General features: G+C 60.5%; 13 protein-coding genes. 9 read left to right on the top strand and 4 right to left on the bottom strand.

What is annotated here, in order from left to right:
- Nucleotides 1–50 precede the first annotated feature (50 nt).
- Both ilvD and B30_RS02800 read left to right on the top strand, forming a co-directional pair.
- Entirely contained in the window at nt 51–1886 is a 1836-nt protein-coding gene (gene ilvD, locus B30_RS02805; RefSeq protein WP_009570490.1) for a dihydroxy-acid dehydratase, read from the top strand.
- Nucleotides 1887–2120: 234 nt separating this feature from the next.
- A complete protein-coding gene (locus B30_RS02800; RefSeq protein WP_040401842.1) occupies nt 2121–4169 on the top strand; it encodes a DEAD/DEAH box helicase in 2049 nt (682 codons plus the stop codon).
- Nucleotides 4170–5037: 868 nt separating this feature from the next.
- Here B30_RS02800 and B30_RS02795 read toward each other — a convergent pair.
- The 4 genes from B30_RS02795 to B30_RS02780 form a co-directional block, all read right to left on the bottom strand.
- Nucleotides 5038–6294 (bottom strand): ABC transporter permease, encoded by a 1257-nt coding sequence (locus tag B30_RS02795; RefSeq protein ID WP_226946392.1) that lies wholly within the window; start codon nt 6292–6294, stop codon nt 5038–5040.
- Entirely contained in the window at nt 6251–6955 is a 705-nt protein-coding gene (locus B30_RS02790) for an ABC transporter ATP-binding protein (protein WP_009570487.1), read from the bottom strand. The genes B30_RS02795 and B30_RS02790 overlap by 44 nt, the downstream gene beginning before the upstream one ends.
- Complete coding sequence (locus B30_RS02785; protein WP_009570486.1) at nt 6948–8192, bottom strand: efflux RND transporter periplasmic adaptor subunit; 1245 nt, start codon at nt 8190–8192, stop codon at nt 6948–6950. Before B30_RS02785 ends, B30_RS02790 begins: the two co-directional genes overlap by 8 nt.
- A gap of 804 nt (nt 8193–8996) precedes the next feature.
- A complete protein-coding gene (locus B30_RS02780) occupies nt 8997–11654 on the bottom strand; it encodes a cation-translocating P-type ATPase (RefSeq protein WP_040401741.1) in 2658 nt (885 codons plus the stop codon).
- Between the two features lie 346 nt (nt 11655–12000).
- Here B30_RS02780 and B30_RS02775 point away from each other — a divergent pair, with 346 nt between their 5' ends.
- The 7 genes from B30_RS02775 (at nt 12001) to ppsA (ending at nt 22204) form a co-directional block, all read left to right on the top strand.
- A complete protein-coding gene (locus B30_RS02775) occupies nt 12001–12549 on the top strand; it encodes a flavodoxin domain-containing protein (protein ID WP_009570483.1) in 549 nt (182 codons plus the stop codon).
- 80 nt (nt 12550–12629) lie between these two features.
- Nucleotides 12630–14330 (top strand): acetate--CoA ligase, encoded by a 1701-nt coding sequence (gene acsA, locus B30_RS02770; RefSeq protein WP_009570482.1) that lies wholly within the window; start codon nt 12630–12632, stop codon nt 14328–14330.
- The gene (gene pdhA / locus B30_RS21640) at nt 14327–16324 is read left to right on the top strand and encodes a pyruvate dehydrogenase (acetyl-transferring) E1 component subunit alpha (protein ID WP_081583654.1); all 1998 of its coding nucleotides are present in this window, start codon (nt 14327–14329) and stop codon (nt 16322–16324) included. Before acsA ends, pdhA begins: the two co-directional genes overlap by 4 nt.
- The gene (locus B30_RS02760; protein ID WP_009570480.1) at nt 16324–17511 is read left to right on the top strand and encodes a dihydrolipoamide acetyltransferase family protein; all 1188 of its coding nucleotides are present in this window, start codon (nt 16324–16326) and stop codon (nt 17509–17511) included. Before pdhA ends, B30_RS02760 begins: the two co-directional genes overlap by 1 nt.
- Complete coding sequence (locus B30_RS02755; protein ID WP_009570479.1) at nt 17508–17753, top strand: acyl carrier protein; 246 nt, start codon at nt 17508–17510, stop codon at nt 17751–17753. Before B30_RS02760 ends, B30_RS02755 begins: the two co-directional genes overlap by 4 nt.
- Before the next feature lie 223 nt (nt 17754–17976).
- Entirely contained in the window at nt 17977–18960 is a 984-nt protein-coding gene (locus B30_RS02750; protein WP_009570478.1) for a zinc-dependent alcohol dehydrogenase family protein, read from the top strand.
- An 847-nt stretch (nt 18961–19807) separates the two neighbouring features.
- Nucleotides 19808–22204, top strand: coding sequence for a phosphoenolpyruvate synthase (gene ppsA, locus B30_RS02740; protein ID WP_009570476.1), 2397 nt, complete (start codon nt 19808–19810; stop codon nt 22202–22204).
- Nucleotides 22205–22293 lie beyond the last annotated feature (89 nt).

Genomic DNA, 22293 nt, shown 5'->3' with positions numbered 1-22293 from the left:
CCGCCGCTTTTTGCGGACTAAACCGACGTCACAGATTGAGAACCAACACTATGCCCCATTATAAATCCCGCCGCTCCACACATGGCCGGAACATGGCCGGCGCCCGCGGCCTCTGGCGCGCAACTGGCATGACCGATAGCGATTTCGGCAAGCCGATCATCGCCGTGGTGAACTCGTTTACCCAGTTCGTACCGGGTCACGTTCACCTCAAAGACCTTGGTCAAATGGTGGCGCGCGAGATTGAAAATGCGGGCGGCGTGGCGAAAGAATTCAACACCATTGCGGTCGACGACGGCATCGCCATGGGCCATGACGGGATGCTTTATTCCCTGCCTTCGCGTGAACTGATCGCGGATTCGGTCGAATATATGGTCAACGCCCATTGTGCCGATGCGATGGTCTGTATCTCCAACTGCGATAAAATCACCCCCGGTATGATGATGGCCGCAATGCGCCTTAACATCCCGGTGATTTTCGTTTCCGGTGGCCCGATGGAAGCGGGCAAAGTGCAAGATGGTGACATCGTGCAAAAGCTCGACCTCGTGGATGCGATGGTGTCGGCGGCCGATGACAAATACACCGACGAACAGGTTGATGCGATTGAACGCGCCGCCTGTCCGACCTGCGGGTCGTGTTCTGGCATGTTCACCGCCAACTCGATGAACTGTCTGGCCGAGGCTCTGGGTTTGGCACTGCCGGGCAACGGGTCGACTTTGGCGACACATGCGGATCGCAAACACCTCTTTTTGGAAGCCGGTCGCAAGATCGTTGAGATCACCAAAAAGCATTACGAGGACGAGGTTCCGGGCCTGCTACCGCGTGACATCGCGACCTTTGAAGCCTTTGAAAACGCCATGTCCCTCGACATCGCCATGGGCGGATCGACCAACACCGTTCTACACCTGTTGGCCATCGCCTATGAGGGCGGCGTGAACTTCACGATGGACGACATTGACCGCTTGTCCCGCAAGGTGCCGGTGCTGTGCAAAGTCGCGCCCTCCGTGCCGAACGTGCATATGGAAGACGTCCATCGCGCTGGCGGCATCTTCTCCATCCTCGGTCAGATGTACCGTGGCGGCTTGCTGCATGGCGATGCGCGCACCGTGCATTCCGACACGATGGCCGCGGCCATTGCCAAATGGGACATTTCTGTTGCCAACAATCCCGAAGCCGAAAGCCTGTTCAAGGCGGCGCCGGGTGGTGTGCGCACGACACAGGCGTTTTCTACTGAGAACCGCTACAAAGAACTCGACACCGACCGCGAAAACGGCGTGATCCGCTCCGTCGAACATGCGTTTTCCAAAGACGGTGGCTTGGCCGTTTTGTTCGGCAATATCGCCGAACGGGGCTGTATCGTGAAAACGGCAGGGGTCGATGACTCCATCCTCAAATTCACCGGCAAAGCCCGCGTGTTTGATTCCCAGGACGACTCGGTCAACGCCATTCTGACCCGCCAGGTTGAGGCTGGTGACATCGTTGTGATCCGCTACGAAGGCCCGCGCGGTGGTCCGGGGATGCAGGAAATGCTCTACCCGACGTCCTATTTGAAATCCAAAGGTCTGGGCAAAAAATGCGCTTTGTTGACCGATGGTCGTTTCTCGGGCGGCACCTCTGGCCTGTCCATCGGCCACGTCAGCCCGGAAGCCGAAGAGGGCGGCTTGATCGGTCTGGTCGAAACCGGTGATGTGATCGAGATCGACATCCCGAACCGCACGATTGAGTTGAAAGTCGACGCTGATGAGATCGAAAAGCGTCGCGTTGCCAAAGGCCCGCTGCCTTGGGGCCCTGCCGAGGTGCGCCCGCGTGCTGTCTCCACCGCGCTCAAAGCCTATGCCCTGTTTGCCTCTGCGGCTGACAAAGGTGGCGTTCGGATTTTGCCCGAGTAAGCCAAGCCGAACGATCAGATGTGAAAACGCCGTCCTTTGGGGCGGCGTTTTTACGCCGAGATGTGAGGTCCGCACAGGCCTTGAACACATCCGCTCCCCTTATTTTAGAGATTTTTCGCCGGAATGGCTGTATACATCCGGGCAAACTGTCGGTAATGGTGCCGACTTCTGTAGTCAAAGACGCAGGATAGCGGCATGTGCCGCGATGACCCCCTCACGGATAGACCTTATTACATGATCAAAACACTTTCCGATGCACTCGCGGAACGCGGCTATGACACGCTGACTGCGGTCCAGGAGGCTGTGAACGCCCCCGAACTTCAAGACGCCGACCTTTTGGTGTCTGCACAGACCGGTTCGGGCAAAACCGTTGGCTTTGGCCTAGCGATTGCGCACACTCTGATGGGCGACAGTGACCGCCTTGAACCCGCCTCATCCCCGCTTGCATTGGTTGTGGCTCCGACCCGCGAATTGGCCTTTCAGGTCATGCGCGAACTTGAATGGCTCTATGCCAAAGCCGGGGCGCGGATGGCGTCTTGTGTGGGCGGCATGGACATGCGCGATGAGCGTCGCAAATTGGAACGTGGCGCCCATATCGTCGTCGGCACGCCGGGCCGTCTGCGCGATCACATTCAACGCGGCTCTTTGGACATGACGGGCCTGCGCGCCATCGTTTTGGACGAAGCCGATGAAATGCTTGATCTTGGTTTCCGCGAAGATCTTGAATTCATGTTGGGCGAAGCGCCTGCAGACCGCCGCACTCTGTTGTTCTCGGCCACCGTTCCGCCGATGATCGCCAAATTGGCGAAACAATTTCAACGCGATGCCGTGCGCGTCAGCACCCAATCGAACACGACCCAACACGCCGACATCAGCTATCAAGCCCTGCGTGTGGCGCAAAGCGACTCGGAAAACGCGATTTTTAACCTTCTGCGCTTTCACGATGCGCAAAACGCGATTGTGTTCGCCAACACCCGCGTTGCCGTCAATCACCTGACTGCGCGGCTTGCCAACCGTGGCTTTTCGGTTGTGACCTTGTCTGGCGAATTGAGCCAGAATGAGCGCACCCATGCGTTGCAGGCGATGCGGGACGGGCGGGCGAAAGTCTGTGTTGCCACCGATGTTGCGGCCCGCGGCATTGACTTGCCGGGTCTGGATTTGGTGATTCATGCCGATTTGCCGACCAACGCCGAGGGGCTATTGCACCGTTCTGGCCGGACAGGTCGCGCCGGTCGCAAGGGCATTTCTGCGCTGATCATTCCGCCACGCTCGATCCGCAAAGCCGAACAGCTTTTGAAATTTGCGAAAATTCAGGCCGACTGGACCACGCCGCCGTCCGCCGATGACATCAACCAGCGCGACGAAGAGCGGCTTTTGGCGGATCCGGTTTGGTCTGAGGAGATGACCGAGGAGCATAGCGCCTTTGCCGCCAAGCTCTTGGAGTTGCATTCGCCAGAGCAGATTGCAGCCGCTTATTTGCGCCTGTTCCGCGCGCGTCAATCCGCGCCTGAGGACCTGACACCGCCAGATGCGCGCCCTGATCCGCGCGAGCGCAAACCGTTTGGTCCGAGTGTCTGGTTTTCCGTTTCGGTTGGCCGCGATGATCGCGCCGAGCCGCGCTGGCTTTTGCCGCTGTTGTGTCGCTCTGGCAACCTGACGAAAGACGACATTGGCGCGATCCGCATTCAGCAATCTGAAAGCTTTGTCGAGATCAAAGAGAGCAGCCTCGCAGGATTTTTATCAACTCTCGGTGGCAGTGGTGAACTTGAAGAAGGCGTCGTTGCCCGTCAACTCGCGGGCCCGCCGACATTTTCCGCCACCGCGCCGCGCAGCAACTCCGGCCCGCGTTCGGATGCGAAGCCGCCTCGTCGGGATGTGGACACTGCTCCGCGTCGTGACTACGACACCCCCCCCCGCAAGGATTTTGACGCTCCACGCAAAGAGGGCGCCTATGGTTCCGATGCGCCTCGGGAGTTCAAAAAGCCGCGTCATAAGAATGCGGGCATTCCGAAGACACGCCGCGAATTGGACGAAGCGCATCAGGCGGCCAAACCCCGCACGGAGCGCGCTCCGAAACCGACCGGAAAACCGAGCGCAGCCCCCAAGCGGGCTAAGGGCGCGGGGGATACATCTGGAAAAACCTATGGTGGCAAACCCGCAGCCAAATATGCCGCTAAGACTGGCAAGCCGGGAGGTAAACCCAAAACGGCTGGCGCGAAACCGGGCAAGGGGAAAGCTGTGCAGGGTGGCGGGTTTGCCACGCCGAAACGGCAGAAAAGTTAACTAGGCAAATTTTGGAGCTCTCATAGCGGGGATGAGAACATCACAGAGGCCATGCTTGGCGGGCGAAACGGCATTATGGAGCAAATTCATCAAATAAGGGTGGTATGTGGTGCCCCTAGTATCCCAGACGCCTGCCTCGTCCATTCTCTGTTGTTTGATTTCATCGTCAACGGGTGAGAGCCTACCGTGTTGGTGTGCTTGCGTTTCGGTTTGTAGAACAGATCGATCGCGACCGATAGATACGGCCAGCCCTCGTGGGTCTTGACTTAGATAATATCGGTCAGCTTGCGATAGCCATAGACTGTACCACTGTCGGTTCAGGCCTGCCGGATCAACTCTGTCTGCCGCGCATCGTTCAGCGCACGCTGGCCTAACGGTTCTCTAAGCCATGCGTAAATGCCGCTGACGTGAATTCAGCACGCGGCATATCGTTTGCAGAGAGTGAGCCGCTGCCGTTACCTCCCGGCCTCGCGTCACCCACTTTGATGTCTGAGAACCTTTACGACATTGCAGGTGACGGACTGCGCATGATGCTTGACACCTGCCGACAACATAACCGGCCCCTCAGAGACCGCGACATCGTCGAGGCCGCCTGACGGTTATTGCCGATGCTCGATATCCATTCGTCAGTCTGGTTTGAGGGACAGGGCACCCTTGGCGATCACGGATCGGCGCTCTGCTTTCTTCTGGTCGATGCTGGGCGAGATCATCCCACATATCCTGTCCGCAACCCGGGCGGCTTGATGCGAGAAATGATCCGGCATGGCAAGGTTGGGACGCTCGACATTAATGCACGCGTTGCAACTCTTCGGAGGCGGCGCGAAGGGTTGAAGAGAATTGCAGATTTGCCTCTGTATCCGCCAGAGCTTCACTCATGCCGTAGTGCTTCTATCGGGTCCATGCGTGCGGCACGGCGCGCCGGGAAATAGCCGAACACGATCCCGATCAAGGCGGCGAACGCAAAGGACGCAAGAACAATTCCTAAGCTTGGCGAAAACGGCACTGACAACCAGGTCGTGCCTGCGGCTGCAAGAAGCAGGCCGCCGACGATTCCAATCACGCCACCCATGAGTGACAACAGGATGGCCTCGACAAGAAACTGCATCAGCACATCATGGGAGCGCGCTCCTATGGCGAGACGTATGCCGATCTCTCGGGTGCGTTCGGTCACGGAAACCAGCATGATGTTCATTATCCCTATTCCGCCGACAAGAAGGCTGACGGCCGCGACAGCCGAAAGTAACCCGGTCAGGATATCCGTAATCCCAGTCAACATCGTTGCGAATTGTTTCATGTCGAGCACTTCGAAATCGTCATCCTCGCCGGTTCGGATACGGCGCAACTCGCGCATTACGTCGGTGATTTCAACCATCGCACCCTCGACCGAAGCACCGTCGCGGATCGACACATACAAGCTTTGTACATCTGTGTTTCCCGCGATCCGGCGCTGAAATGTGGCAAGCGGCATGATCACGAAATCATCCTGGTCGCTTCCGAATGTGGACGCGCCCTTGGATTGCAAAAGTCCGATGATCCGGCAGGACAGTGCGCCGATCCGTATTTTTGCGCCGACAGGGTCACCGCTGCCGAAAAGCTTTTCGTGTACGGTTTTGCCGATCACGCAGACCGCGCGCCCCGAGGCGATCTCTCCGGGTTCGAAGAGCCGCCCTGCTGCCAGATCCCAACGCGCGGCCTGGAAGTAGCGGTTGTCCGTTCCGACAATGTCCGTCAATCGGTTTTCCGTACCGAAGATGACCCGCTCTCGGGTCTGGCTGATCGGCGCAGAGAGCACGACATCCGGAATTCGCTGTTGCAGAATGTCATTGATCCGAAGCGTGAACATCGACGCGGTCGTGCTGTTAGGACCGCTGCGCAACGCGTCCTGACCGGGAACGACGATCACAATATTCGTGCCCAGTTTCTGAACATCAGCGGCGACCTGCTGCGTCGACCCCTGGCCGACCGTTACCATGGCAATCACGCTTCCGACGCCGATGACGATGCCGAGCACTGTCAGGAAGGAGCGCAGCGCGTTTCTGAAGATCGCCTGTATGGCAAGCCGGATGGTTTCCCCAAGCATCTCAAGCCGCCCGCACTTTGCGTTCGTCACGGTCGATGCGGCCATCCACCATCCAGATCAAGCGGTCCGCGTAGTTGGCCATGTCTTGTTCGTGCGTGACCATGACGATTGTCAAGCCAGAGTCGCGATTGAGCCCGCGCAACATGTCCATGATCTCGACCGAGCTTTTTGTGTCGAGGTTCCCCGTCGGCTCGTCTGCCAAAATGACTTTCGGGTTCCCCACAAGGGCCCTTGCGATGGCAACACGTTGCTGTTGCCCGCCTGACAGCTCATTCGGCTGGTGATGCGCCCGCGCTTCCAGCCCGACTTTTCGTAGGGCGTCCAGAGCTGCCTTCCGACGGACGGCGCGCGCCTGACCCATATAGATCAGCGGCAATTCAACGTTGTGCAGGGCCGACGCCCGCGGGAGGAGGTTGTACCCCTGAAAGATGAAACCCAGATAGTGACGCCGGAGCAGGGCACGCTGATCCCGGGAGAGACCCGCAACTTCGTATCCCATAAAGCGGTAACGCCCCGACGTTGGGGAATCGAGGCACCCTATCACGTTCATGGCCGTCGACTTGCCTGACCCGCTTGGCCCCATGATCGCGATGAACTCTCCAGCATCGACCCGCAGGTCTACCCCGTCGAGTGCACGGACGGCGATATCGCCCTTGCCGTAAATCCGCGAAATCTTCTTGAGTTCTATGACTGGGATGTCATCCATTCGTATCACCCGTGATAACAAGGTCGCCCTCGATCAGGACCCCTTCAAGGATTTCGGTTATCTCTCCGTCCGTATCCCCCGGCCGGACCGCAACCTGCACCGGTTGGTTGTCCCGAAGCATCCAGACAGCCCTGCCGGAGCTTGCCGCCGGCGTTTCGGGCGTTCTGGGGATCAGCATGCCAAGCAGGCCGCTGCCACCGTCATCTCTCGGGGCATTTGCGGTCTGTCTGGGAGCATAGCGCAGCGCACCGTTCGGCACGACAAGCGCATTCGCAACTTCTGCCACTATGATTTCTGCAGTCGCCGTCATGCCGGGCCGTAGCAGCATGTCCGAATTGGCGACGTCGAGCACGGCCTTGTAGGTGACAACGCTGCTGACGACTTCCGCCGCAAAGCGGATTTGCGAGATCGTGGCCGGAAACGTCTTGTCCTCATAGGCATCCACGGTGAACGTCGCCGCATTCCCCACGGCAACACGACCTATATCTGCCTCGTCGATGTCGACCTGCAGTTCCATCTCTCGCAGATCTTCGGCGATGGAAAACAGAACGGGAGCCGTAAGCGAAGCGGCAACGATCTGACCTGGATCGATGGCACGTTGCAGAACGACGCCCTGGATCGGCGAACAGATGCATGCATTTTCGAGATCCGCGCGGTGAAGATCCAGCGTCGCCAGTGCAAGTGCCTGATCGGCCTCAGCCGATTGCAACTCTGCCTCTGCCTGACGCAACATGGCATTCTGGGCGGAGAACGCCTGATGCGAGGTCACTCCGCGATTTTCCAGTGTCCTTGCGATATCGTAGTCGCCTCGCGCCTTGTCCAATGCCGCCTGAGCGACGACAACCCTGGCGCTGGCAGCATCCGATGCCGCCTGGGCAATCGCCAGTTGTGCCTTCAGCTTGCGCGTGTCCAATGCCGCAAGCACGGTGCCGACCTCGACGGTGTCGTTGAAATCGACGTAAACTGATTCAATCGTACCGGAAAGCTCACTGGAGACGTCCACGAGGTTGGTCGGTTCGACGGTTCCCGTTGCCGTGACGGTCACTTTAAAGTCGGCACGCACGACGGGTGTCGTGACGTAGCTGTCGCCCCGCCCCGTTCCAATGCCCTGAAATACCATCCAGCCCAGAACTGCAAAAGCTATCCCGGCAACGACGAGGGCTACCCGAAGCAAAGGGCGCCACGTCCCTGTTGTCTGCGCGAGTGTCCGGGCAATCTGATCCGGTGTGTCTGTCATGGTGCCCCGTGTGCCCCGTCTTCTGCTGATGAAAGCAACATACCAAACATGAAGACGATCGGTCATTGACGGCGGCCAATGACCATGTGCCGCGCAATGATTCCAACAGGCACATACCCGCCAACCGGCGATCTTGATGTCCGTGACGGCGCGGTCCCGGTATGATTTCATCGCTGTTCACATAGATCATCGCACCGACCGCGAAAGCAGGGCATTCAGAACGAAGCGCCGGCGCGACCGCCAGTCCCTCAGGAATGTTGTGCAAGGTGATCGCAATTTCAAACAACCAGATCTTCCGAAGCGTGTCCCATGCTGGGCCCTCAAGGCGCTTGATGAAGTGCTGGTGAGGGACCCGCTCGTCCAGAAGCCAGATGGCCATGGCACCAAGAATGATCCTGCCAACAGTCATCAGGGCCGGCAGCAAGACTGCCAAGGGTGCCGAGCAAAATGACATTCCTCTCCTCACGCGGTATTCCTCGTTGCTGAAATACGGTTGCGCGTTGAAACAGTTCCTCAAAGTGCCAGAACTACGAAGCGTTGGATTAACCTGCCGGGGTAATCCACCAAGGATTTCGGCGGCTGCAAGCGCTTGTGGTTTTGAGTTGGCCGTTGCTGAAAGACGGTTGAGAGTTGGCCGCATCCGCTGTGATGGAGATGTATATTGCAGCCTCTTGGGGTCTTCTTCTGCCGGACCAGCAATGACCCCAAAGCACGCACCGTTTCCATTGCGCCAGCAGGGCGCAATCAGTCAGAATCTTACCCAAACTAGGGTTTGCCTCCGATTTGGTTGCGCCGGATGTAAAGCTATCGTGCCACTGCCTGATCAGCAAACCATTGACGGAAGACAACGGTAATCGCCAATGCTGCCTGTCCCAGAAAGAGCGGGATCAGGCTTGCGCTCGCCGCCAATACCAAGCCGTCCTTGCCGGGCGCGACCAGGTTCAGCACTGCCGATAGTCCCGGCACCCAAAGCGCGGCGCCGATCAGGACCAGACAGAGCGCCAGCGCACCCCAGACGAATGGGTTCCGTGTCACGTCGTTGGCAATCAACTGTGTGCCGGAGGCACGGGTGTTAAAGACGTTCCAGAGTTGCCCGAGTGCCAGTGTAAGGAAAGCTACAGTCACCGCCTGGTCTACCGAAAGATTCATCTGAAACAGCGCCAGCACGAAAGCCGCCAGCGTCGCGATGGTTTGCGCCGCGCCCAGACCTGATATCCGCAGCCACTCGGTTCGGCCAATGATGGGTTCGGACGGGTGCCTCGGCGGGCGGTGCATCTCGCGCCCATCGCCTTGCCCCAACCCCAATGCGAAGGCGGGGAAAACATCCGTGATAAGGTTAAGATAGAGAATCTGCAGCGGCAGGAGCGGCGCGGGCAGGTCGGCGCCCACCGCCAGCGTCACGACCAGCACCTCGCAAAGGTTGCACGACATCAAGTAGACGATGAACTTGCGAATATTCCCGAAAATAACCCTGCCTTGGCGAACTGCCTCGACAATCGTGGCAAAATCGTCGTCTTTCAACACCATGTCTGCGGCCTCTCGGGCCACCTGCGTGCCGCGCAGCCCCATTGCCACCCCGATGTCCGCCTGTTTCAGCGCCGGGGCGTCGTTGACGCCATCGCCTGTCATCGCGACGATCTGCCCGTCCTGCTGATGGAAAGAGACGAGCGTCAGTTTCGTTTCGGGCGCGACGCGGGCGAAAACGTCTGCCGCGCGCAATCTCCCTTGTGTCTCCTCCCCCGTGTGGTCCAGATCGAGGCCCGCCAGTTCGCGCCCCTCGATCACTGTCGTACCGTCATTTCCAATCCCGGCATCGGATGCGATCCGCGCTGCTGTGGCGGCATGGTCGCCGGTGATCATGACGACCCGGACCCCGGCCGCGCGGCACGCGGCGATGGCTGGCGGAATATCGTCGCGAAGCGGATCAGCCAAACAGACCAGCCCGATCAGTGTCAGCCCCTCATAAGGCTCTGCTCCTGCGGTGCCCTCGCTCTTCATCGCCAGTCCAAGCGTGCGCAATCCTTCGCCTGCCACCCGTGCGTTGCGGCGAATCCAATCCAACTTCGCCGCGTCGGAAAGTGCATGCGGCCCGTCGCGGTCGAGGACTTGACTACAGGCGTTGATAACCGCCTCGGGGGCACCCTTGACCGCATAGAAGGCCCCATCGAAGTCGGCATGGACGGTCGCCATCATGCGCTGCTCCGGATCAAAAGCGTGCTGTTCGAGCCGCCTTTCCGGAAGCGCCACACCAACACGGTCAGCGGCTTCAAGCAGCGCGAGTTCCATTGGATCACCCGTCCCCTTCTGATTCCCCTGCCCCAACTCCGCAGTTGTGCAGGCCGCGCCGGCTCGCAACGCGAGTTCCACAGACGGATCGCTTGAATCGGGTTCGAATTCGCCATGCTCCAGCACAAAACGGACGACGGACATTCGATTTTCCGTGAGTGTGCCGGTCTTGTCCGTCAGAATTAAGGTCGTCGCCCCCAGCGTTTCGACAGCCGACAGGCGGCGAATGAGTGCATTGCGACGGGCCATTCGCCACATGCCGCGCGCCAGTGACATGGTCGCAACCACCGGCAATCCTTCCGGGATCGCCGCCACGGCCAAGGCGACCGCGGTCTGTATCATGATGGCCAATTCCTGTCCGCGCAGGATACCCGTCAGGGCAGTGCCCGAAGCAAGGATCAAGGTCAACCAGATCAGGGTACGACCCAGCCGTTCCAGCCGAACCTCCAACGGCGAGGAGTCTGCTTTCGCCGCTTCGGCCAGTTGGCTGATTCGCCCCAGTTCGGTGGCCATGCCCGTTGCGGTGACGATAGCCTCACCGGCCCCTCTCGTTATCGCGGTGCCCTTGAAAACCATAGATGTTCGTTCGGCCAGGATCGCATCCTCGGCAACAGGTTCCGGGGATTTGGCCACCGGAGCCGCCTCGCCGGTCAGAATGGATTCGTCGGCCTGAAGGGAAGACGCCTCGTTCAGACGCAGGTCCGCTGTCACCACGTCGCCGCCTTCGAGAACCACAACATCGCCGGGGACCATCTCGCGTGCGTCGATCATCTGGACGCGACCGCCCCGGCGAACACGGGTACGGACCTCGGCGATGCGGAACAATGCTTCCATCGAACGGGCAGCCCGCAGCTCGGTGACAAAACCGATCGCGCCGTTGAGCAAGAGCACAATGACTATGGCACCGCCCTCTGCAATGTCACCAATGATCAGCGAGATAACTGCGGCCGCTGCAAGCAACCAGACGATCACGCTCCGAAACTGGTGAAAAAGGATCACCATCGCACTTCTTGGCTTCTGGCGGTGCAGGCGATTCGGACCGTGAGACCTGAGCCGTTGCATAGCCTCGCCATGAGACAGCCCTGTTTCTGGCGACACAGCCAGCAATTGAGCAACCTTGCGTGACGAGAGCGCATGCGGCGGATCGGAGAGCGTCGGGTTCACCGGCTGTCCCATCTGGTCCAACCCCGGAGTCTTGATCGTTCGCAGCCCAAATCTCTGGTCCTTTCTCGACAAAGTGGGTTCTCCCGCATTTCCCAGCAGCTTCTCCTACTGATCATTTTCTGAATTACGACCAGCCCGGCGTTGACAGCCATCAATGAATGGTGCCGTGACTTCGACAAACCGCAAGTACCGATTGACGGAAACCGGCAGATCGAGACGTATCAGGTGGCGTGCAAGGATTTGCTCTTTGGATGCTAATGTGGCGGCCACATAACGCATTGATCGCTCGCAACACCGGTCTCCGACCCGATTGACAGCCGTCAATGCCGACGCAACGGGAACGGTCTAGCGTCGGACTATGAAACTTCTTGTCGCCTATGCCTCGACCGATGGTCAAACCCGCAAAATCTGCCGCGTCGCAGCAGATTGGCTCGTCGATGCAGGCCATATGGCCGAACTCCTGCCGCTCGCCGATGCCGATGACATCGACCTGACACGCTTCGATGCGGTGTTACTGGCTGCATCGGTTCATGGTGGTCGCTATCAGAAAGCACTGACGGAGTTCTGCGCCAATCGTGCCGCCGCTCTGTCTGCCTTGCCCAGCCTGTTCCTCTCTGTCTCGCTTGCCGCCGCAGGCCACGAAGCCGAAGACTGGCAGGGCCTGGAGAAGATTCTTGCCGATTTCACCTCGGCCACAGGCTGGACCCCCGATCGGGTCGAACAGTTGGCGGGGGCCTACAAGCCCTCTGAATACGATGTTTTCCGCCGTTTCGTGATGCGCCGCATCCTTGCGATCAAGGATCCGTCGGCGGATCTTTCCGCTGATATCGAATATACCGACTGGGCAGCGCTCAAAGCGGTTCTGGCCGATTGGCCTGCGTCCTTCGCGACCGACGACGGGGATTGACACCGCGAAGCATTGATCGCCGTCAATGCGGCCTCGCCCGCCCCCACCCAAGTCTGGTCAATGAGGAGGAGCTTTCGTTGATGACCAACCGCGCAATCGACTATGATGCGGACCCTTGGGCCGAAGCCCGTGCGATGCTCGACATGCCCGGCGGGATGCTGAACATCGCCTATGAGGCGGTGGACCGGCATGTGATGCACGGGCACGGGGATGAGACTGCAATGCTCTGGCTCGGCAAAGGCGGAGATCGGCAAGAACTGAGCTATGCCGACATGGCCCGACAATCCTCGCGTTTCGCCAACGTCCTTGCCGCCCATGGGCTTGCGTCTGGCGACAGCGTCTTCGCGCTGCTGGGTCGTGTTCCCGAGCTCTACATAGCCGCGCTCGGTACGCTGAAGGCGGGCATGGTTTTCACACCGCTCTTCTCCGCCTTCGGGCCGGACCCCATCCGCACCCGGATGGAGATCGGCGCCGCGAAGGTGCTGGTCACAACGCCGGACCTCTACAAGCGCAAGATCGCGGCCTGGCGCGACGAGATCGGGACGCTAAAGCTGGTCCTTGTCATCGGTGTCATTGATGAGGATGCCGATGAGGGCTGCGTCGCTCTCGGTCCTGTGATGGCCACTGCATCGCCCGATTTCGATACCGCCCCGACCCGGCCCGAGGATCCGGCGCTGATCCATTTCACGTCCGGCACGACGGGGCGGCCGAAAGGCGCGGTCCATGTCCACGAGGCGGTACTCTACCACGCCTTCTCAGGGCAGTGCGCACTGGATCTGACGCCTGAGACGACCTATTGGTGCACCGCCGATCCCGGCTGGGTCACCGGCACGTCCTACGGGATCATCGCGCCGCTGGTTCAGAGGGTGAAGATGATCGTGGACGAGGCGGAATTCGACCTGGAGCGCTGGTATAGCACGATCGAGCGGGAAAAGATCGAAGTCTGGTATTCCGCACCAACTGCGATCCGGATGATGATGCGCTCTGGCGCTGATGTGGCAAAGCCGTATGACTTTTCCTCGCTGAGGTTCCTCGCCAGCGTGGGAGAGCCGTTGAACCCCGAGGCGGTCGTCTGGTCGGAAAACGTGTTCGGCCAGTCGTTTCACGACAATTGGTGGCAGACCGAGACCGGCGGGATCATGATCGCCAACCTGCCCGGTATGACGGTCAAGCCCGGCTCGATGGGCAAGCCGATGCCGGGGATCGAGGCCGGCATCGTCGAACGCGAGGGTAATACGCTAAAGGAACTCGGCACCGGCGAAATCGGCGAACTGGCGCTCCGGCCCGGCTGGCCGTCGATGATGCGGGCCTACCTGAACGAACAGGCGCGCTACGACAAGTGCTTCGTGGACGGCTGGTATCTGTCGGGCGACCTTGCCACGCGGGACGAGGACGGGTATTTCTGGTTCGTCGGACGGGCCGACGACCTGATCAAGACCTCCGGTCACCTGGTTGGGCCCTTCGAGGTGGAAAGCGTGTTGATCGAGCACCCGGCGGTGGCCGAAGCAGGTGTTATCGGCCTGCCGGACGAAACCGCAGGCGAGATCGTGAAGGCCTATGTCACGCTGAACCCAGGTTTCACGGCCGACGTGGCGCTGGAGCGCGCATTGCGCGGCCATGCTCGCAAAAGGCTTGGCCCGGCCGTTTCTCCGCGCGTGGTGGTGTTCCGCGAAAACCTGCCCAAGACCCGTTCTGGCAAGATCATGCGGCGGCTGCTCAAGGCGCGGGAACTGGGCCTGCCGGAAGGTGACATTTCCACTCTGGAGACCGATGAGAAATGAGAGCGCCCGACAAACCCAAACTTGACCGAAACCATGTTCTTGCGCTGCTCCGCGACATGATCCGTGTCCGCCGTTTCGAGGACAAGTGTGCCGAACTCTACACCCAAGAGAAAATCCGCGGCTTCCTGCATCTCTATGACGGGGAAGAGGCAATTTCCGCCGGGGTCATCCCGGTTCTCGGACCGCGGGACCGGGTTGTCGCCACCTATCGCGAGCACGGGCACGCGCTGGTACGCGGTGTGCCCATGACAAAAATCATGGCCGAGATGTATGGCAAGGCCGAAGGCTGCTCGGGCGGGCGCGGTGGTTCGATGCATGTTTTCGATACCGACACCAATTTCTACGGCGGCAACGCGATTGTGGGCGGCGGCCTGCCGCTGGCGACGGGCCTCGCGCTGGCGGACAGGATGCAGGGTGCGGACAAGGTGACGACCTGTTTCTTTGGCGAGGGCGCCGTTGCGGAAGGCGAATTTCACGAGGCGATGAACCTGGCTGCACTCTGGTCCCTGCCGGTTCTTTTCGTCTGCGAGAACAACGGCTATGCGATGGGTTCGGCGCTGGCCCGGACCGAGGCAGAAACCGATATCCATGAGAAGGCAGCCTCCTACGGGCTGGAGGCGCGCCAGATCGATGGCATGGATGTCGTCGCGGTGGAGGCGGCCGCGCGCAAGGCGATCGGCAAGATCCGCGAGACCGGCAAACCGATTTTCCTCGAGTGCAAGACCTACCGGTTCCGTGCGCATTCCATGTTCGACGCGCAGCTCTACCGTGATAAAGCCGAGATCGAGGAGTGGCGCAAGCACGGCCCGATCGTCCGCTTTCAGGGCTGGCTGCTGGAGAACCACCTGATCCACGAGAAAGACGTGACCCAGATCGAAACGGACGTCGATGCCGAGATCGCCAGCGCCGTGGCTTTTGCCGAGGACGGAACATGGGAGCCGGTCGAACGGCTGTCGCAGCATGTGCTTGGCCCCGCGCCCGCCCCCCCGGAGCCAACGAAGCCCTCGGGCGAGCTTGTGGAAATCACCTACCGCGAGGCGGTGAAGCAGGCGATTCGCGACGCGATGATCCGTGACGACAGGGTCTTCCTGATGGGCGAGGATGTGGGGGCCTATGGCGGCTGCTATGCGGTCTCGAAAGGCTTGATGGCGGAATTCGGAGAGGAGCGCATCCGCGACACGCCGCTATCGGAAAGCGGGTTCACGGGCGCGGGCATCGGCGCGGCGGCAGCCGGGATGAGGCCGATCGTCGAACTGATGACCGTCAATTTCTCGCTGTTGGCCCTCGACCAGATCATGAACACTGCGGCGACGATCCGGCACATGTCGGGCGGGCAATTCGGCGTCCCGCTGGTGATCCGTATGGCAACCGGGGCGGGCAAACAGCTCGCGGCGCAGCATTCGCACAGCCTGGAGGGATGGTATGCCCATATTCCGGGGCTGAAGGTTCTGGCCCCCGCCACGCTGGAGGACGCGCGCGGCATGCTCTGGACAGCACTTCAGGACCCTGACCCTGTGCTGATCTTCGAGAACGTCATGCTCTACAACATGACGGGCAAGATCGACAGCAACGCCGGTGCGGTCGACATCTCGAAAGCCGCGTTGCGGCGTAAGGGGCGCGATCTGACCCTCATCACCTATGGCGGGTCGCTGTTCAAGACGTTGCAGGCGGCGGAGGATCTGGCGGGTGACGGCATCGAGGCCGATGTGATCGACCTGCGCAGCCTTCGCCCGCTGGATGACGCGACGATTATGACCTCCGTTGCCAGGACGCACCGCGCGCTGATCGTGGACGAGGGTTGGCGCAGCGGATCATTGGCCGCCGAGGTCTCGGCCCGGATCATGGAACAAGCCTTCTGGTCGCTCGATGGGCCGGTGGAACGCGTCTGTTCGGCAGAAGTCCCGATCCCCTATCCCAAACACCTGGAAGACGCCGCGATCCCGCAAGTGCCCGGTATCGTCGCGGCCGCAAAGGCCATGATGGGGCGGGCCTGATGGGTATCTTCACCATGCCATCGCTCGGGGCCGACATGGAGGCGGGCACACTTGTCGAGTGGCTGGTGAAACCGGGTGACGAGGTGCATCGAGGCGATGTGCTCGCAGTGGTCGAGACCCAGAAGGGCGCCATCGAAATCGAATGTTTCGGAGACGGCAGAGTGCTGGAATTGCAGGCCGACCTGGGTGCGACCCTGCCCGTGGGCGCGCCTCTGGCGCTGATCCTTGGTCCCGGCGAGGTTGCGCCAGAACCAAAGGAACCCGAAGCGCCGGCTGCTGACACCAAGCCCGAAGCTGTGCCCGCCCAAGCCCTTGCCGACACCCCCGAAGTCGCACCCGATCCAGCGGTTGCGACCCCACTGCCCCACGGTGCCACCGCTGCCTCGCCCGCCGCGCGTGCCCGGGCCAGTGAACTTGGCATCGACCTGGCGACGGTCACAGGAAGTGGACCGGCGGGTGCTGTCCTGCTGAAGGATCTGGAGGTACGAAAGCCGTCCGCGGCGATAGTACAGACCGCCTCTCCGATGCTGGAAATGCGCAAGGCCATCGCTGCTGCGATGGCGCGATCCAAGCAGACGATCCCGCATTTCTACCTGTCAGAGACCATCGACGTACAACCCGCGCTCGAGTGGGTGGAAGCCCGAAACGCCGATCGGCCGCCCTCGGACCGGCTGCTTCTGGGCGCGCTGTTCGTGCGGGCCACGGCGCTGGCTGCCGCCAAGGTGCCATCGGTGAACGGCCAGTTTGTCGATGGCGCCCTGCGCCCGACCGACCGGGTGAATATCGGGGTCGCTGTGGCCTTGCGGGGGGGCGGCCTGGTCGCGCCGGCGCTGATCGATGCGGGCGCGATGTCCGTCGACGAGACGATGTCAGGCATGCGTGACCTGGTCTTCCGCGCGCGGGCCGGGAGGCTCCGATCCTCGGAAGTGACCGAAGGTACGATCACGATCTCCAGCCTCGGTGCAGTCGGAGCAGAGGCGATGGCCGGCGTGATTTTTCCGCCGCAGGTCGCGCTGGTCGGTCTGGGGGCGCCCAAGCTGCGCCCCTGGATCGTGGAGGGCGCGGTCGAGCCACGAACAGTTGTCACCCTGACCCTGTCCGTCGATCACCGCGTGAGCGACGGCCGACAGGCCGCGCGTTTCATCGCGGAGTTCCAATCTCATATCGCTTCGCCGGAGACACTATGACCAAGGAAGACATTCGCACCGCTTTCATCGAAGAGCTGCTCGACATCGCCCCCGACATCGACCCGGACACCTTGGGCGAGGACGATCACCTGCAGGACGATCTTGAACTCGACTCTATGGATGTCCTGAACCTGGTGACCGCGCTGCATCGGAGGCTGAATGTCGACATCCCGGAAACGGATTATCCGCAGATCGCCACATTGGCGCTTGCGGTGTCTTATCTGACCGCCCGTGTGACGTGATCGACGCCAAAGGCTTACCCGGATTGTGTCGCAATTTGATCGTCGTCAATGCGGGGCGGATCTTTCACCGGGACAGTCGAATGGCGGCTTCAAGACCCCAAAGGAACGACCCGACCACTTACGCTAACACATTCTCCGCGTGATCTCTCATCACCTCAGCCCTCTTGAGAGGGACCCATGACTGATGCGGCCATGTGAGCCGCCAACCTAGGGAAAGACACCCATGCGCGCGATGGTCTTGGAAAAACAGAACGCCCCGCTGGTCTTCCGCGATCTGCCGGACCCCGCCCCGGGACCGGGCGAAGTGCGGCTCAAGGTGGAAGCCTGCGGCGTCTGCCGCACCGATTTGCATATTCTCGATGGCGAGCTCTCCCATCCCAACCTCCCACTGATACTGGGACACGAGATCGTCGGGCGCGTCGACGCGCTTGGCGCGGGTGTCGACGGTCTGACACTGGGCCAGCGGGCCGGGGTGCCTTGGCTTGGCCGCACATGCGGGACATGTCCGCATTGCCGCGCACATCGCGAGAACCTCTGCGACGCACCTGAATTCACTGGCTACGACCGAAACGGTGGATATGCCGAACTCTGTGTGGTCGACGCCGGATATGTCTTTCCTCTGCCCGACGATGCGGACCCGGTGCGACTGGCACCGCTGCTTTGCGCGGGGCTGATCGGGTACCGCACGTTGAAACTCGCCGGTTCCGCCGAGCGTATCGGGTTTTATGGGTTCGGGGCGGCGGCGCATATCCTGTGCCAGCTCTGCGTCTGGCAGGGCAAAATGGTTTATGCCTTCACCCGGCCCGGCGACCAGTCGGCGCAGGCCTTCGCCCGTCGTCTGGGCGCGGTCTGGGCAGGGTCGTCCGACGACAGCCCGCCCGAACCACTGGACGCCGCATTGATTTTTGCGCCAGTCGGCGCGCTTGTTCCGAAGGCGCTGAAGGCGGTGCGCAAGGGCGGCTGTGTCGTGTCGGGCGGCATCCACATGAGCGACATTCCTACCTTTCCCTACGCCGATCTTTGGCATGAACGGGTCATCCGTTCGGTTGCAAACCTGACGCGCAGCGATGGCGAGGAGTTCCTGCCGCTGGCCATTGAGGCCGGCATAGAGACCGAAACCACGATCTATCGCCTTGAACAGGCCAATCTTGCGCTGGATGACCTTCGCTCCGGGCGCTTCACCGGGGCCGCCGTTCTGGTTCCCTGATGCGGCCGATTTCCGACAATCTGGCGTATACCGAACAGCTCGCGCGGCCGGGGCTGCGAGGATTTTTGTGACAGGTCACGGCGCAGAGGAGTCACTGATGGTTGCCGGACATCAGGGATTTTTCTGCCACGCCCCAAAAGTCCCCCTGCACCGCAAAATCGGTGCAGGCGATGCTTTAGCAGGTGCCTTTACCCTGTCTCTCGCTTTCTCGTGGCGATGGGCTGAACAGGACCTCAAATGGGGCATTGCAGGTGCTGCCGCTACAGTTGGCCCCGAAGCGGCCACGTTTTGCGGCCCCTGCGAAACCAAAGCCTTGTTGCCCCAATGCCGATTGGAGAATTGTTAGGATCACTGGTGTTGTGTGACGATCAACAAATCTCTTGATTGCTCAAGCTATCGGATCGGAACCCAATATCCGATGCGGCTCATTTGAGCATCCTGATCCGCTAAATCTCATGATAAACTGGCCAGTGAGAATAGACTGTGTCATTGGTGCGCCTGATAATCGACAACGCGCTGGGTCGCCACCAGAAGAGCGGATGAAAGGCAAGCCACCTTGCCTACCCCGATACAGTCGTCGCTGTCCCGCGACACATGCTCCCGCCCGGCACCATGCAGTCTACGAAGTGTAGCCGTTTCTCGACCGGGCATACCTCTGCATCCTTCATCGCCTCAATCCACACCGCCACAGCCCGCAATTTTCTGTTTGCAGGGGGCCCTTTCCACAGTTTCGCATCGCCGTGCGAGAAGATGCCATGCTCCTGATCTCGTGCGCATTGACCGCCATCAATGACGGCGCGGCCCGCGTGTCACAGTTTGTTGCAAGACTGACTGAGGAGAACGGGATTTGGACAAATATCTGATCTGGTACGAAGACCTGCGGCGTGGCGATGTCGCAGTCGTGGGCGGCAAGAATGCCTCGTTGGGCGAGATGATTTCAACCCTCACCGCCAAGAACATTCGCGTGCCAGACGGCTTTGCCACGACAGCCGAAGCTTATCGCGGCTTCATCGCGGCCAACGGTCTGAAACAACTCATCACCGAGCGGATTGATGCGCTTGATGCCGGACGCACGACGCTGCACGAGGCCGGTGCGGCCATTCGGACCGCAATAACCGCCGGCGAATGGCCTAGGGAAACAGCGGAAGCGATATGCGCCGCCTATCGAGACCTCGCGAAACGCAGTGGCCAAAAAGAGCCATCGATTGCCGTCCGATCTTCCGCCACGGCCGAGGACTTGCCAGATGCGAGTTTCGCTGGGCAGCAAGAGACCTTTCTCAACATCACCGGAGAGGCGGCGCTGCTCGATGCATGCCGCCGATGCTATGCGTCGCTCTATACCGACCGGGCAATTAGCTACCGTCAAATTCTGGGATTCGGTCGGACGGACGTCGCCTTATCGGTTGGCATTCAGCTCATGGTCCGCTCTGACATCGGCAGCTCAGGCGTCATGTTTTCGATAGACACAGAGAGCGGGTGTGACCGTTTCGTGCTGATAAACGGTGCGTGGGGGTTGGGGGAGAACGTTGTGCAAGGCGCGGTGAACCCAGACGAATTTCAGGTCTTCAAACCCTTCCTGGACGATACCGGCCGGCTGCCAATCGTTTCCAAGACACTGGGCACGAAAGAGATCAAGATGATCTATGGCCAGGCTGGTGAAGCGGCGACGCGCAACGTGCCGACCTCGGTGGCTGAACGCGAGCGCTTCACATTGAGCGATGAAGAGGCCGTGGAACTGGCCCGATATGCGAAGACCATCGAGGCGCATTACGGCGTCGCCATGGACATGGAATGGGCAAAAGACGGCAAGACCGGTGAGTTGTTCATCGTTCAGGCGCGCCCTGAAACTGTACAGTCACGCAAGTCTGGGGCAGTGTTCCAGTCATTCAACGTCACACCGTCAGGCAAGCTGATGGTACAGGGCCTGAGTGTCGGGAATGCAGCGGCTGCGGGCCGGGTTTGCCTGATCCGCTCAGCGCATGAGATCGACCGCTTCGTCGATGGCTCGGTGCTCGTCACCTCGACCACCGACCCCGACTGGGTGCCGATCATGAAACGTGCCGCCGCCGTCGTCACCGACCACGGCGGACGAACATCGCACGCTGCCATCGTCAGCCGAGAACTGGGACTTCCGGCAGTCATCGGCACTGGTAGCGCAACCCATATCTTGCACGAAGGTCAGGACGTTACCGTCTCCTGCGCCGAAGGTGAAACCGGAGCGGTCTATGATGGGCTGGGACACATCGAGGTCAGCGACATCTCACTTGACGACGTGCCTCAGACACGAACCGGCGTGATGCTGAATATCGCCAACCCTTCGGCCGCAGTCCGTTGGTGGCGGCTCCCGGTGGACGGCGTCGGATTGGCACGGATGGAATTCCTGATCAGCAACGAAATCAAGGTACATCCGCTGGCCCTGCTAAACCCTGACCAGGTGAAGGACGCGACGGAGCTTCGCGCCATTACCGAACTGATAAAGGGATACCAGGACGGACCCACCTATTTCACACAGCGGCTGGCTATGGGTCTGGCGCGGATTGCCTCCGTCTGGTATCCGAAACCGGTGATTGTCCGACTGAGTGATTTCAAGTCGAATGAGTACGCCGACCTTCTCGGCGGCCGTCACTTTGAACCATCGGAAGAAAACCCGATGATCGGCCTCAGAGGCGCAGCGCGCTACTATTCGGCTTTCTACCGCGATGCCTTCGCGCTGGAATGCGCCGCACTGAAGCGGCTGAGGGACGAGATGGGCTTTACCAATGTCATCGCTATGGTGCCCTTCTGTCGCTCCCCCGAAGAGGCGGACAAGGTGCTGGAGGTAATGGACGCGAATGGCCTCCGACGCGGAGAGAATGGTCTCGAAGTCTATGTGATGACCGAGATTCCATCGAACGTGATCAGGGCCAAGGAATTCTCCGAGCGGTTTGACGGCTTTTCCATCGGATCAAATGATCTGACCCAACTCACGCTGGGCGTCGATCGCGATAGCGAAGCGCTGGCCGATGTGTTCCGCGAGCGCGACCCGGCGGTGCTCTGGATGATCGAGACCGCCATTCTGCGCGCACACGAGGCCGGACGGAAGATCGGGCTCTGTGGTCAGGCGCCCAGCAATGATCCGGATTTCGCACGCCTGCTGGTAAGCGCCGGGATCGACACGATCTCCGTGACGCCGGACAGCTTTTTGAACGTCAAACGCAATGTGGCACAGGCCGAGAAGGATGACCTCAGCGAGGGTCAGGCTTGATAGTACTCTGAAGGCCGCCTCCATTTCAGGGACTGGATGGAAAACCCGCTCCAAGTCGCGCAGCGGCCCCGGCTGTCATACTCCATTCC

The organism is Celeribacter baekdonensis B30 (genome assembly GCF_000299875.1).
Classification (GTDB): Bacteria; Pseudomonadota; Alphaproteobacteria; order Rhodobacterales; family Rhodobacteraceae; genus Celeribacter; species Celeribacter baekdonensis_A.
Note: the sequence above shows the minus strand (reverse complement) of the source record. Positions and strands in the feature narration are given on the sequence as shown.